The 13,849-nt window shown below is 54.9% G+C and carries 12 protein-coding genes; 2 read left to right on the top strand and 10 right to left on the bottom strand.

What is annotated here, in order from left to right:
* Positions 1-86 precede the first annotated feature (86 nt).
* From GX364_03490 to GX364_03475, 4 genes are read right to left on the bottom strand one after another with little or no spacing between them, the layout of a single operon-like run.
* Positions 87-1,040, bottom strand: coding sequence for a hypothetical protein (locus GX364_03490; protein ID NLI69916.1), 954 nt, complete (start codon positions 1,038-1,040; stop codon positions 87-89).
* Complete coding sequence (locus GX364_03485) at positions 1,037-1,723, bottom strand: glycosyltransferase family 2 protein (GenBank protein NLI69915.1); 687 nt, start codon at positions 1,721-1,723, stop codon at positions 1,037-1,039. Before GX364_03485 ends, GX364_03490 begins: the two co-directional genes overlap by 4 nt.
* Positions 1,720-2,667 carry a copper transporter gene (locus GX364_03480; GenBank protein NLI69914.1) on the bottom strand — a complete coding sequence of 316 codons (948 nt, stop codon included), beginning with the start codon at positions 2,665-2,667 and terminating at the stop codon, positions 1,720-1,722. Before GX364_03480 ends, GX364_03485 begins: the two co-directional genes overlap by 4 nt.
* Before the next feature lie 23 nt (positions 2,668-2,690).
* Complete coding sequence (locus GX364_03475) at positions 2,691-3,764, bottom strand: hypothetical protein (GenBank protein NLI69913.1); 1,074 nt, start codon at positions 3,762-3,764, stop codon at positions 2,691-2,693.
* A 341-nt stretch (positions 3,765-4,105) separates the two neighbouring features.
* Here GX364_03475 and spoIVB point away from each other — a divergent pair, with 341 nt between their 5' ends.
* Positions 4,106-5,422 (top strand): SpoIVB peptidase, encoded by a 1,317-nt coding sequence (gene spoIVB, locus GX364_03470; protein ID NLI69912.1) that lies wholly within the window; start codon positions 4,106-4,108, stop codon positions 5,420-5,422.
* Between the two features lie 130 nt (positions 5,423-5,552).
* Positions 5,553-6,368 carry a sporulation transcription factor Spo0A gene (spo0A, locus tag GX364_03465; GenBank protein ID NLI69911.1) on the top strand — a complete coding sequence of 272 codons (816 nt, stop codon included), beginning with the start codon at positions 5,553-5,555 and terminating at the stop codon, positions 6,366-6,368.
* 108 nt (positions 6,369-6,476) lie between these two features.
* Here the strand turns inward: spo0A and GX364_03460 are convergent, their stop codons facing one another.
* The 6 genes from GX364_03460 to GX364_03435 all read right to left on the bottom strand — a co-directional run bounded on the left by GX364_03460 (position 6,477) and on the right by GX364_03435 (position 13,797).
* On the bottom strand, positions 6,477-7,622 hold the full coding sequence (locus GX364_03460; GenBank protein NLI69910.1) for an acyl-CoA dehydrogenase: 1,146 nt from the start codon (positions 7,620-7,622) through the stop codon (positions 6,477-6,479).
* A gap of 87 nt (positions 7,623-7,709) precedes the next feature.
* The gene (gene recN / locus GX364_03455) at positions 7,710-9,422 is read right to left on the bottom strand and encodes a DNA repair protein RecN (GenBank protein ID NLI69909.1); all 1,713 of its coding nucleotides are present in this window, start codon (positions 9,420-9,422) and stop codon (positions 7,710-7,712) included.
* A 244-nt stretch (positions 9,423-9,666) separates the two neighbouring features.
* Entirely contained in the window at positions 9,667-10,512 is an 846-nt protein-coding gene (locus tag GX364_03450; protein NLI69908.1) for an NAD(+)/NADH kinase, read from the bottom strand.
* Positions 10,509-11,051 carry a hypothetical protein gene (locus tag GX364_03445; GenBank protein ID NLI69907.1) on the bottom strand — a complete coding sequence of 181 codons (543 nt, stop codon included), beginning with the start codon at positions 11,049-11,051 and terminating at the stop codon, positions 10,509-10,511. Before GX364_03445 ends, GX364_03450 begins: the two co-directional genes overlap by 4 nt.
* Before the next feature lie 13 nt (positions 11,052-11,064).
* A complete protein-coding gene (locus GX364_03440; protein NLI69906.1) occupies positions 11,065-11,790 on the bottom strand; it encodes a TlyA family RNA methyltransferase in 726 nt (241 codons plus the stop codon).
* A gap of 87 nt (positions 11,791-11,877) precedes the next feature.
* Positions 11,878-13,797 (bottom strand): 1-deoxy-D-xylulose-5-phosphate synthase, encoded by a 1,920-nt coding sequence (locus GX364_03435; protein NLI69905.1) that lies wholly within the window; start codon positions 13,795-13,797, stop codon positions 11,878-11,880.
* Positions 13,798-13,849 lie beyond the last annotated feature (52 nt).

Here is a 13,849-nt window from a genome sequence, read left to right as displayed (position 1 = left end):
TACATATCTTGCGGACGGCCGGCAGGCACCCCTCCCTGCCCCACCCCGCCAAAACTACCCCGGGCCGGTCCGTCTGTCCGCGCTACTTATTTTTCGGCATGGCATCCCAGGCGGTCAAGGAAAGAGAGAAAGCGATTCCCGTCGATTACCCCGGAGATGGACACCCTTTCCCCGATCAGGTTGAGCATCAAGCCGAGGAAGAGAAACAACAGGCGACCCCCGGGGGGAAGCATGAGCAAAGCGTAGAAACCAAGAAGCGCTCCCAGCGGGTTTGAGCCGGCATCGCCTAACATGGCTTTTCCCCCGAGATCCACGGGAAGAAGGGCCAGCACAATTACCAGAAGAGGAAGCATCAGTGTCAGCGGCCCGGAAATATCCCCGCCATGGATCAGGCTCCGGGAACCCCATACCGGTGTGGAAACCCCGCGGGCTGCAAGGCCCCAGAACGAAATGGCCAATCCCAGGAACAGAAATACTTTCAAAGCTCTCCCCGGCCGCCGATCCAGAAAATTCAAGCCATTGGCCCAGAAAAGGACAGTCAGCACGGCCATCGCCTTCAGAAGCAGCACCGCTGCAGGGGAAACCGTTTCCGTGTACATATTCCGGGCCAGCAGGCCGTCATTGAAGACCACCAACACCGTTAGAGCCGTTCCCCAGAGCGCTTTCAGCATACCCGCGGTCAGGCGGCCTTCCATCAACGATGAAAAATGTCCCCGGTACCCCCTGATATTTTCGTCGAAAATGTCGTCCAGAAACCCTATTGCCATCAGGCCCAGGGCAAGCACTATCGGCGGAAAAACAGCCTGGCCGAACCCGGAAAAAGAGGAGGCAAATTTGCCACTGCACAGGGGAAGGCATATCACTGCCGGTATCCAGGAAAGCACGATGGCCGGCCCCAGAGCCGGAGTGATCCTGTGGCCAAGGTAGTTTTTCCGCCTGATACCGGCCTGACAGTAGAGGAAGATCAGGCGCGGAGTCAGGAAAAAAACAACAAAAAGGCCCATGGCAACAGAAACAGCAACAGCGATATCCTCCATCATTTTTCCCCCACCCCTCCGGCCCGGACCCCATGCCAGAGTTCGCGGCAGACAGCCATGAATTGCCGCCCCCGGTGTAAAAATGAAAGGAGATCCCGTCCCCGTTCCCGATGGCTCATCGGTGCCGGAACCTCGGCCACCCTGTATCCGCGGCGCAATGCTTCGAGTGTCAACGCTACCTCCAGGCCAAAACCACGGGGCGGCTTCTTCATATCCAGCAGCAGCTGTGCAGGCAAAACCCTCTGCCCGGAAAGCGGTTCAACAAATTTCTGCCGCGAGAGCAGGTACAGGCCGGCGCGCGAAAATCTTTTAACGATGCCAAACCCGCCTTTTCCGGAACGGGGCGGGAAGACAGCGATGGCCATATCCACCAAACCTGCCATGACCGGTTCCATGATACGAACAATCTCCAGCGCACTGGAACCAAGATCCGCGTCCACAAGAGCAAGCAGGGGATACCGCGCAAACCGTGCCCCCCGCCAGACGGCCTCGCCCTTGCCCCTGTTGCTGCCAAGGCGAAACACTTCTGCCCCCGCGGCAGCTGCGGCAGAAGCGGTGCCATCCGTTGAACCATCGTCGATGACGATTATCTCACCGATTCCCCGGGCCTTGCCCAGTGCATCGACCGTGGCAGCGATCCGCGCCGCCTCGTTGAAAGCCGGTACCAGAGCTGTCACTGATTTCATGACTGCCCATCCTCCTTGCCACCCGTGGGAAGAATCCCCCTGCTGCCAGATCCAAAACCGTAATGGCCTTCGGTTTCCTTGCGGATCAGATCCAACAGGGTTATCTGCCCCCAGAAAGTATCGGCATGATCCACGATAGCCTCCCCCCATTCCCCGCAGCCTGCGGGAAGAACACCCATCGCTTCTGTCTTCGCCTTCCTGCCTCTGCCTTCCGTGGCGCCGAACCCTGAAAAAGCAATCACCACCCGGTAGCCTTCTGCCCGGAGGGAGGCAGCCAATTCCTTGAAAAGATAGTTCAATTCCTCGGCATGGCCTTCTGTTTGTGATCTGCCATCTCCCTCTCCGGAAGCGGCGGAACGGTCATAGAGCAACAGAGCAACGGCCCCCGGTACATCCTCGGACCAGTTACCCTGTATCTCTATTTCCCCCGACTCCATCAGCTCTCCCGCCATGATGGCATGATCAACCTCGGCATAGCCCCATGAAAAAACAAGTGAGTTCAGCAAACCGATCTCGGACGCAATCCCCTCGGCCAGGTTCTCGGCCTTCTGCCCCGTCGAACTTCTCAGACGTTCGATAAACCGGGGATGCAGGCTTATGGCACGGTAGCCTATTCCTTCCTCTTTCATCAGGGAGGTGACCTCCTCGGTGAACGGCGCGCTGTTGGAAATGATGTTGACCGTGGGCTGATCCCCCTTCAGGGAACCCTTTCCCGCAAAATTGAATCTGAAATAATCACGGAAAGATTCCCAGGCCGCCACTTCCTCCTGCAAGGTAGCGATCAAATCTTCCTGTGACGTTAATTTTTGCTCCAGTTTGTCAATCACTTCCTGCTGGTTGTAAATAAGGAAATCTTCACCAAACGAGATGCCCACCAGCAATCCTATGGCCAGTGCCAGGAACACGGAAGTCAATATTACCAGATAACCTCTGAAATCAAACAAAACTCGTCCCTCCCGGAAATATGTTAAAGGCCGATGCCCATGCGCCAGAAGATAACGCGAAAAAAATGTTGGATCAACGGCGATAGAAGCAGAAGGATGATCACCGGCAGCAACCCGGCCAGAAAAACAACGGATAACAGCGAAAACGAACCACCCCTGCGATAGAGGCGGCTGACTCCTTTCGCATCGACGAGGCGATCGGCCACTTTGAGCCTGACCAGCAAGGTGCTGGACATTCCCCGCCGCCCCTTCTGCAGGAACTCCATCACCCCAAAATGTGTCCCCAGGGCCACGATCAGTTCGGCCCCCTGGTCATAGGCCAGCAGCAACGCTATGTCCTCGCTGGTTCCCGGAACAGTGTAGATGCTGTGCTGCAGGCCCAGTTTTTTCACGCGTTCGATCCCCGGTGAGCGCCGCCCGTCAGGGTAGGCATGAACGACTATTTCCCTGGCCTTGCACAGAACCGATGTGGAAACGCTGTCCATGTCTCCGATGATGATGTCAGGACGGTAACCGGCCTCCTGGAGAGCATCCGCCCCCCCATCCACACCGATCAGAACGGGCCGCGCCTCTTTCAAATAATGCTGAAGAATATGCAGATCTTCACGGTAATTCCTGCCCCGCACGACGACGACCACATCCCTCCCCTTGATCTTCGTCTGCAAGGGAGGCGACTCTGTCTTGCCCAGGAGCAGTTCCTTTTCGCGGCGGGCGTAAACAAAAGTGTTGTCAAAGAATCCGGCCGCCACATCAAATGCACGTCGGCGCGCTTCGGCCATCCTTTCCTCGAACAACTCTTCCGTGAAAACGGTGCCGCAAAATTCCTCCCCGCCCGGCAACAACACATTTTTTCCCCGGATCCGGATCATCTCCCCGTCCTGGAGATGATCGAAGATACGTTCATCGATTTCCTCCAGAAGGTAAACCCCCTTTTTCAGAAGCCGCCGGGGGGCGCTGTTGGCAAACAGGCCACTGATATACGTATCGGTGTTAAGTACCGCCCGGGCCCTGGACTTCAGCAGAGACTCGACGGCCAGTTCGTCCAGATCGCGATGGGAGATCAGCGCTATCTCGCCGGGCCGGATTCTCCGCACCATTTCTTTGGTGCATCGGCCCAGACGTATCCGCCCGCGGTAAAGATATCTGCCCTCGTTATTTTTTGATATTTTCAGTAATCTTGAAAGCGATGGCCTCGCCTCCATTCTTCAACAGAACTGTTTCTATCCAATATTCATCCCTGTATATCTTTCCCCACTGCCCTCCAATTTACATATCACGGCAAAATTTTGTTTTTTTGCAGACCTTCTTCCTGGAAAATTTAAGATTATTTTTATGTAATCTGCACGGGTATAAAATTTCATGCGGTGGTTAATTTAAAAAAAGCATCCCGGAAATAAACAACGTTTCTTGACCGGCCAACACATCACGGGGGAAGACATTGCCAGACAATAAAAACGCCAACAATAAAAGCAACATCTTGAGAAAAGCGATCTTCTGGACATTTCTCTCCGTTGTTTTTTTCGCTCTCGTCTACTATCTGCAATTATTTTCAATTCTTTCCCCGAATATACGCATACTGGAAGGGGAACACCATTATGTAAACTTCAAGTTCCCTTTCGTATATGTGCGCGGTGATGACAACGGAGAAATCATTGCCCTGAATGGAAAGCCAACCCCTCCACAGCATAGCCGCATAAACTTCCCTCTCAGCGTGGAGGGTGTGAAACAGGGGCAGGCCAATCTGGAATTTGCCCTCTTCGGGCGTATCCCCCTGCGCTATGTCACCATCAATATCTTACCCGAAATAAACATGGTTCCCGGAGGCCATTCCATCGGCATCAAGATACATTCGGATGGTGTCTCGGTGGTGGGTTTCTACCATTTTCCGTCCGGCGGCGTGAGTTCTTCCCCGGCCAGGAACGCCGGTATCAAACTTGGCGACTCGATCCTGGCCGTGGAAGGGGAGAAGGTCAAGAATGTCAAACATACTGCCGAACTTCTGCAGAAAGCAGCCCGGAAAGGCTCGTTCACGATCACGATTCGCAGGAAAGACAGGGTACAGGATGTATCGATAACACCGCAGCATTCCGACCTTGACCAGGAATATCGCATCGGAGCATATATTCGCGATACGACCGCAGGCGTCGGCACTCTGAGTTTTTACCATCCCGAAAGTTTGCTGTACGGAGCTCTGGGGCATGTGATCGTTGATACGGACACCCGCAAACCCGTTGATATGAGTAGCGGTGAGATCGTCAAAGCCAACATCGTGCATATCAACCCGGCACAGAGGGGGCAACCGGGTGAGAAAACAGGGGTGTTTCTCAACCAGAATGATCTTTCGGGCAGCATAGACAAGAACACACCGTTCGGTATCTTCGGGCACCTGGAGAAAGTTCAGGGATTTGTCTCCCCCTTTCAAGATCCCATCCCCGTGGCGCTGGCTTCCCAGGTCAAGAACGGGCCGGCACAGCTGCTGACCGTGCTGGAGGGGGATACGATCAGATGTTTTGATATGGAGATCGAACGGGTCATGCCCCAGAAGTCTCCGGCTGACAAGGGCTTGATCATCAGAATCACGGACCGGGATCTCCTCAAGGCCACCGGGGGAATTGTTCAGGGAATGAGCGGAAGCCCCATCATCCAGGACGGCAAACTGGTCGGGGTTGTAACTCATGTATTTGTAAATGACCCCCGCCGCGGTTACGGCATCTTCATGGAATGGATGATCCACACGGCCGATTCAACCCCCTAAAAATCTTCAATTTGTGAAAATATATAAATAATTTATATTATTTGGGAAACTGGGAAGGATTTTCTAAACCAATGTCGAATAATTGTACTCCGTAAACATAAATTACCAAAATTGGAATGGAGGTTTTCAAATGTTAAGAATTGTTGTTGCCGATGATAACCCGGAATTCAACGATCTTTTGAGCAATTTTCTTAACGATGAACCCGATCTGGAAGTGGTCGGGTCCGCTTACGATGGCAATGAGGCGTTGAGCTTGTTGGAAGAACATGAGCCGGATGTACTTCTTCTTGATATCATCATGCCGTATCTGGACGGTATCGGTGTCCTGGAACAGCTTCCTTTCCTGCCGCTGGAAAAAATGCCGTGCGTGATCATGCTCACCGCTTTCGGGCATGAGAGCATCACGCGGAGAGCAGTGGACCTGGGTGCTTCATATTACATTCTCAAACCTTTCGATATGGATACTCTGGCGGAAAGAATACGCCAGATCAACGGCGCCCCCCTTCCGGTAAACAGATCTGCCCCCAGGGAATCTGTTCATAATTCCAATCATCGCCGCCAGAGCGGGCCCCCGGAAGAAGAAATCACGGAGATGCTCTACGAGATCGGTATTCCTGCCCACATCAAGGGCCATCTCTATCTGCGTGAAGCAATACTTTCGGTTGTGGAGGAAATCGAGCTTCTGGGAGCCATAACCAAGGTCCTCTACCCGCAGATCGCCGAAAAATTCCAGACCACGCCGAGCCGTGTGGAACGGGCAATCCGCCATGCGATCGAGGTAGCCTGGGAGAGAACCAATGTAGATGTGATCAAGAAATTTTTCGGTTATACAATAAGCAGCCAACGCGGCCGGCCCACCAATTCCGAGTTCATCGCCATGGTCGCCGACAGGGTGCGGTTGTACGGCAGCAAAGATAACATGAATTCCCGCATATCGGGATTCTGAGCTTCAGAAAAGAAAAGGGGAGGCCGTGCCTCCCCTTCTGACTGAATTTCGATCTTCTTCACTTCCCCCTGTTTTCCTGTCCCCGGCGCCGACAGTTCAAATCGGCGGTCAAATCAGGCCCTTGGCAATACCATCGGCAATCACAAGGCGTTGAATCTGATTGGTGCCCTCGAATATCTGCATTATCTTGGCATCGCGCATGTATTTTTCCACCGGGTATTCCCTGGTGTACCCGTACCCGCCCAGAACCTGGACCGCATCCGTGGTCACCTCCATGGCCACATCCGAGGCCAGCGCCTTGGCCATCGATGAATATGCCGATGTCTTTCGTTCCCCGCCAGGAGCCAGGCTGGCTGCTTTCCAGACCAGAAGACGGGCCGCTTCGATCTTCATCACCATGTCCGCAAGCATGAAAGAGACAGCCTGCTGCTGGATGATCGGCTTCCCGAACTGGACCCTCTCGCGGGCATATGCGGATGCCGCCTCGTAAGCGGCGCGGGCAATGCCCACGGACAGACCACCGATCATGGGACGGGAGAGGTCAAACGTGCGCATCGCCGTGCGGAAACCACCGCCTTCCTTTCCCAGGCGGTTCCCGGCGGAGACCCTGACATCCTCGAAGATAACCTCCGAAGTGTTGCTGGCCCGGATTCCCATCTTCTTTTCTTTCTTTCCGGCAGAAAGGCCGGGCGTACCCCGTTCGACAACAAATGGAGTAAGGGTGCGCGCCCCCCTCTGCGGATCGGTAACAGCAAAGACAACGTAGAAATCGGCAACGGCCCCGTTGGTGATAAAACACTTGGTGCCATTTATGATGTAATCTTCACCATCCTTGATCGCCGTGGTGGAAATCGAACCAACATCCGACCCGGCGCCGGGCTCGGTCAGGCAGAAGCAGGCAAAACTTCCCTCGCAAGCCATGGTAAGATATTTTTTCTTCTGTTCCTCGCTCCCGGCAATGAGGATCGGATAACAGGCCAGCGAATTTGCACCCACCGCCGTGGCGATGCCGGCACACCCACGCCCCAGTTCTTCGGTAACCAGACTTACGGTCAGCTCGTCCATGCCACCGCCGCCGTATTCCTCGGGGATGGAAATGGATGCAAACCCCTGCTTCACCATCTCGCGTATCAGATCCTCCGGCATCTCGTCCCTCTCATCAAATTCCGCCGCCAGGGGCTTGATCTCATTCTCGGCAAAGTCGCGGGCCATCTTCTGCATGGCCTGTTGTTCCTGGGTCAATTCGAAAATCATCGATATGTTCCTCCTTTGTTCAAAAATTTACTCCTTTTTTCTATCGTTGCATTCCGGCCATTATATCTTATTTGTTGACCATGTTTTCTATTTGAATACCCTCTTGTATTTTTCCGCCCTCTCGATAAGCAGCGCGGCATGCTCGAGGTTCACCCGGCCGATGCCGCCGTCAAGCATGCGCGCAATCTCCCTTGCTCTTTCTTCGGGTTGAAGTTTCCGCGCACGAGTCATGGTGCGCCCCCCCTCCACCTCCTTGAAAAGAAAATAATGATTGTCGGCCATGGAGGCCACCTGGGGGCTGTGGGTAACGGTCAAAATCTGATGGTAACGGGAAAGATCGGCCATCTTCTCCGCCACGGCCAGCACCGTGGCACCGCCAATCCCGGCATCAGCTTCGTCAAATATGAGGGTGGGCAGGGGGTCCTGGCGGGCAAATACGGTTTTCAATGCCAGCATAACTCTCGCCACCTCACCACCGGATATGATGTTAACAAGGGGTTTCGGCCGCTCCCCCGGGTTGGCGGAAAAAAGAAATTCAACCTGGTCCGCCCCCCGGGGACCTGTTTCAGTGGGGCCGATCCTGACTTCCAACACTGCTTTTTCCAGTGCCAGATCCGGAAAAACCTGCTGCAGATGTTTCTGCAGTGAAGCAGCCGCTTCCCGGCGCCGCTGCGTCAGCCGCCGGCATAGGGAAGCCAGTTTTCTTCCGGCAGTATCGATTTTTTCTTCCAGTTGCAGCGCATGCTCCTCGCTTTTTTGCAACCGTTCGCATTCCCGGCTGCACTGCTCGGAGAAATTCAAAACATCCTCCACGGTCTCCCCGTATTTCCGCTTGAGACCGCGGATAACGTCCAGCCGACTCTGTACCCTTTCCAGTTCACGGGGATCGAAAGTGGTTCCGGAGCGGTAAGTGCCGATTTCCAGGGAGGCCTCCTCAAGATGTGCCGCCGCCCCTTCCAGCAATTCTTCTATTCCCTTCAGGGAAGGATCCCAGCGGGAAACAGAATTTATCTGCGACAGGACCTGTCCCAGCTGGTCCCTGACCGACAATTGTTGAAAATCGCCACCCGACAGAAGCCGATATGCACTGGAAATGGCCCCGGCAATTCTTTCGGCATGGGTCAGTACATTTTCTTTTTCTTTCAGTTCCCGTTCCTCCTGCGGCTTCAGGCGGGCCTCCTCGATCTCCCTGATCTGAAAGCGGAGCAGGTCCAGGCGCCGTTCCCTCTCCCGTGTATCCTGGCCCAGCGCCGCAAGTTCCCTTTCCCATTCCTTTTTTTTGCTTAGCAGTGCGGAAATCTCCCCCCGCAGAGGGTGGATCGTCCCGGCATCGAAAGCATCAAGAAGTTCGAGATGCCGGTCGGGGCGTAACAGGGATTGGTGCTGATGCTGACCGTGCAGGTCTACCAGCAGATCCCCAAGTTCCCTGAGAAACGAAATGGGAACAGCCCTTCCGTTGACCCGTCCGATACTGCTGCGCCCATCGGCATGTACCTCCCTGGAGATGATCAACGGATCGCCTTCCCCGGGTTCCTCGATGCCTGCCTTCTTCAACAGGGAACCAAGTTCCGCAAGTGTCGGTTCCCCGGCCGGCTCGAAGATGGCCTCCACGCGGGCAGTCCCGGCACCGGCTCGAACCTGCCCGGTGTCCGCCCGCCCACCCAGAACAAGGCCGATGGCGCCGACGATGATGGATTTGCCCGCCCCGGTTTCACCGCTCAAAACATTGAATCCGGGGGCAAATTCCAGGGAAAGGTCTTCCACAAGGGCAAACTCTTTTACATGCAATCCGCGCAGCATCCGTACTTCCTCCATACCTGACCCGGAACGAAAGGGCCTTCTCTACCGTTCTTTCCCGCCGGGGAAGGGCAGAGATGCTGAGCCCCGCCGCCCCGGGATGCCCCGAACCTTGCGGAGGCTTCTACCGTCGGCCGGCGGAGGTGCACCTGCATCAATCTTCAACCGTTTTCCTTCAATTGCGTGTCTCCGATTTTTCTCGTACCATATGTTGGCCCGGTTGCCGGGAAAGTTGTATCAGCCATCCTCACTCTTTCAGCTTGAGGCCCAGAAGGCTGTAAAATGACCTGTTTTTGAAATCAACCAGCAATGTTTTTATCGGCGATCGGGATACCACAACATGATCTTCATCCGAGAGGACGAAGCCCACCTGGCCGTCGACAGTCAGCACGATATCCGATTGTGCGGTGGAAACGTTGATCTGAATCGCCTCTGAACCGTCCACGATGACAGAGCGGTTGGAGAAACTGTGCGGGCAGATCGGCGTGATCACGATGACGTCGAGAACCGGGTTCACGATCGGCCCCCCTGCTGAAAGAGAATAACCGGTGGATCCTGTCGGGGTTGAAATGATGATCCCGTCGCCGGTGTAGCTTTCCAGGAACTCGCGGTCAATATTGACATCGAGGCGGATGATGCGGGAGAACGGCCCCTTGGTGATCACCACATCGTTCATGGCACTGAAGGAGCTGATTTCCTTCCCCCCGCGCACGACTGTGGCTTTCAGCATGATGCGTTCGCTGATCAGGTAATCGCCGGAAATGATGTTCGGCAGATAACGCGGCAACCCCTCAACCTCCATCTCCGCCAGAAAACCTTTATGCCCCACATTGATGCCCAGAATGGGCAACCCCCAGGAAGCGAGGTCCCGCCCCACTTTCAGGATCGTGCCGTCGCCCCCGACCACAATGAGCATCTCTATTTTGCCATGCCAATCCCCCAACCGTTCGGACAGCAAAGTTTTGCGTTTTCCATCGTCCCTCTCCATCACGATCACGGGTATACCTTCACTCTCGAAAAAAGAACGGACTTTTTCAACCACTTCCAAAGCATTTTTTTTCTGCCAGTTGGGGATTATGCCTACACCTTTCAAAGAGTCAAAACCTCCCTGTACAGCGAATAAACGATAACGGCTACCCCGGCAACAATCAATAGTACAAGTGCCAGTCTGGTCATCAACTTTTCGCGGACAGAGTAGCCACCGCTTGCAAAATGCAATTCCTGAAACCGGTCATTATTAGCATTATATATCAAAATTCCATGTGGGAGGAAAATAAAATGATCGAGTAGCAACTCTTTTCTGAAAGCTACCGAGGTTAATGGCGTGGGTCGTTCACCCTTGACAATCTTGACCAGGTAAAGGCGTCCTTTTTTACGTACAATAAAATCAGCTTCATGGCTGATATCTCGCCTCTTCTGCCCATCCACGGTCAGGACCACGGAGATGGAAGGATGTTTTTCTTGCAAGGTATAGCCCGCTTCAGCGAGAACTTCCAGGGCCTTGCCCTGCAGCCGTGTCATCTCCGAACGTTTCCGGGGCTTGCGTGGGCCTGGACGCCGATATCTGTGCCAGAAATAAAACGCCATGCCGACGATGATGATACCGAGCAAAATGAAATCAATTGTGCGCAAAGGTGCTGCTCCTTCAAGCAAAATATAGAAAAAATTCGAGGTTGCCACGCGGGCCTTTCAGCCTTGATCGGGCCATGCCTCCATGTTCCAGGCCCAGGCTTTCCCCGAATTCGATTATATCATTAACCACCTGTTGGTGCACTTCCGGATCCCTGACCACCCCCCCTTTTTCCACTTTCCCCCGTGCGGCCTCAAATTGCGGCTTCACCAGTACGACGATCTCCGGGATACCGATCTCCACCAGCACCGGGATCACTTTTTTGAGGGAAATAAACGAAAGGTCGACGGTAGCAATGTCGGGGATCTCGCCCAGGTCTTCCCGGCGAAGATGGCGGATATTGGTGCGTTCCATGTTGATCACGCGTGGATCCTGCCTCAACTTCCAGTCCAGCTGCCCGTAACCGACATCAACGGCATAGACCTTGGCCGCTCCATGGCGGAGAGCGTAATCGGTGAATCCCCCCGTCGAAGCACCTGCATCGAGAACGACTTTCCCTTCAAAACTGAAATTCAGATCCCTGGCGGCGCCTTCAATTTTCAGCCCCCCCCTTCCCACATAGGGGTTCTCCGGCGGAAGGAGGGCAATCTCACTTTCAACGGGAACCATGGTCCCCGGTTTATCACAAACAAGACCGTTGACCAGCACGTTACCGGCCATTATCTCCGCCCGGGCACGACGGGAATGGGTGAAAAAACCGGCATCCACGGCCAAAATGTCCAATCTCTTTTTCTTCACCATCGCCTACCATCTCCCACCATTTCCCGGCAGCGTGAGGCAAGGCATGCCCCGGGCCAACCAGCGGATGGGGAAGGCATGGAACCCCGTCTACTTCATGAACCGGCTGCCGGCTACCGGGCTCTCTTCCCCTCTGATATGGGCCGCAAAAGAGACCGCTTCCTCGTAGATGCCTTTTTCGTCCAATCGGTGCAGGGCAAGAAGCTCTTCCCGGCTACCATGCGCCACAAATTCATCACCGATCCCCAGCCGCTTGACCGGGACCGGCAATTTATTTTCCTCCAGAAGCTCCAGGCAGGCGCTGCCGAAACCACCCGCAAGTACATTTTCCTCCACGGTCATGACCCCCTGGCACTTCCGGGACAGATCCAGGATCAGATCCTCATCCAGAGGCTTGGCAAAACGGGCATTTATCACCGCCACATCAACCCCCTCGGCAGCCAGACGTTCCGCCGCCCTCCGCGCAGGCCAGGCCATCGAGCCCAGGGCCAGCAAAAGCAGGTCATTGCCGGGGCGCAGAAGTTCCGCTCTGCCCCAGGGCAACTGCCGGGGGTTCTCCGGGGAGACACCCTCGCCCGCAGATCGCGGATAACGTATGGCCACCGGCCCTTCTTCATGATCGAAGGCCGTCTTGAGCATGTGACACAGTTCATTCTCGTCTTTGGGGGCCATGATGGAGAGGTTGGGAATGTGCCTGAGGTAAGAAAGATCGAAGACACCCTGGTGGGTTTCACCATCCCGCCCGACGATGCCCGCGCGATCGAGGGCCAGCACGACGGGAATTTTCTGCACACCCAGCTCGTGGATAACCTGATCGTAAGCCCGCTGCATGAAAGTGCTGTAAATTGCCGCCACCGGCTTCATCCCACCCACTGCCAGGCCGGCGGCAAGGGTAATCGCATGTGCCTCGGCGATGCCCACATCATAGAAACGCTCGGGAAATCTGGCCGCAAATGATTCGAGCCCGGTGCCGGCGGTCATCGCCGCCGTGATGGCCACCAGCCGTTCATCCTTTTCGGCCAGTTCCAACAAGGTCCGGCCAAACACTTCCGTGTAGGTAGGCGCCCGTTGTAAAACCGGGGATGACAGTCCCCTGGAAACATCGAATGGGCCGACGCCATGGAACTCGGCGGGGTTTTTTTCCGCATGAATATACCCTTTCCCTTTCTGTGTAAGGGCATGAATCAAAACCGGCCCTTTCTTCCGGGCAGCCCTCTGCAAAATTGCAATCAGTTTTTTGATGTCATGGCCATCCACGGGCCCCAGGTAGGTGAACCCCAGTTCTTCAAAGAGCATCCCGGGGATCAGCAATTGTTTCAGGGCCGATTTCAGGCGGGACGTTGCACCCGCAATCAACGGGCCGATAAGCGGTACATGGTGCAGAAAGAGAGTGATCTTCTCTTTGAGCCTGGTATAACCCGGGCTGGTTCTTATCCTTCCCAGATAGGAAGAGATGCTGCCCACGTTATGATCGATGGACATGTTGTTGTCATTCAGTATCACGATCATGTCCCGTTTCAGAGCCCCGGCATGATTCAAAGCCTCGAATGCCATTCCTCCCGTAAGAGCGCCATCGCCGATGACAGCAATGACGTGACAATCTTCCCCCTTCAATTCCCGGGCCTCGGCCAGCCCGAGCGCCGCCGAGATCGAAGTGCTGCTGTGACCGGTTCCGTAAACGTCATGTTCACTCTCCTCACGATGGGGAAAACCGCTGATGCCGCCCTGCATGCGCAGGGTGTCGAAGACCTTCTTCCTTCCGGTAAGCACCTTGTGGGCATAGCTCTGATGGCCAACGTCCCAGATGATCTTGTCCCGGGGTGATGAGAAAACATGATGAAGGGCCACCGCCAGCTCCACTGCCCCAAGGCTGGAAGAAAGATGTCCCCCGTTTGCGGAGACCACCTCGATGAGGAAATCCCTGATTTCGGCAGAGAGTTGATCCAGCTCTTCTTTTTGCATTTTTTTCAGATCCGATGGATCCTGCACACGATCCAGTATTCCGGCCAAGTTCCTGACAACCCCTTTTCATGTCGCTTTCTGTTTTCTGTTATCTATAATC

Source organism: Bacillota bacterium, from assembly GCA_012518215.1.
GTDB lineage: Bacteria > Bacillota > Dethiobacteria > DTU022 > PWGO01 > JAAYSV01.
The sequence above is the reverse complement of the archived record's forward strand: the minus strand, read 5'-3'. Positions and strand labels throughout refer to the sequence as shown.

Coding starts and splice junctions, on each gene's coding strand:
- GX364_03490 (NLI69916.1), bottom strand. CDS start 1,040: ATGATGGAGGATATCGCTGTTGCTGTTTCTGTTGCCATGGGCCTTTTT.
- GX364_03485 (NLI69915.1), bottom strand. CDS start 1,723: ATGAAATCAGTGACAGCTCTGGTACCGGCTTTCAACGAGGCGGCGCGG.
- GX364_03475 (NLI69913.1), bottom strand. CDS start 3,764: ATGGTGCGGAGAATCCGGCCCGGCGAGATAGCGCTGATCTCCCATCGC.
- spo0A (NLI69911.1), top strand. CDS start 5,553: ATGTTAAGAATTGTTGTTGCCGATGATAACCCGGAATTCAACGATCTT.
- GX364_03460 (NLI69910.1), bottom strand. CDS start 7,622: ATGATTTTCGAATTGACCCAGGAACAACAGGCCATGCAGAAGATGGCC.
- recN (NLI69909.1), bottom strand. CDS start 9,422: ATGCTGCGCGGATTGCATGTAAAAGAGTTTGCCCTTGTGGAAGACCTT.
- GX364_03440 (NLI69906.1), bottom strand. CDS start 11,790: ATGGTGAAGAAAAAGAGATTGGACATTTTGGCCGTGGATGCCGGTTTT.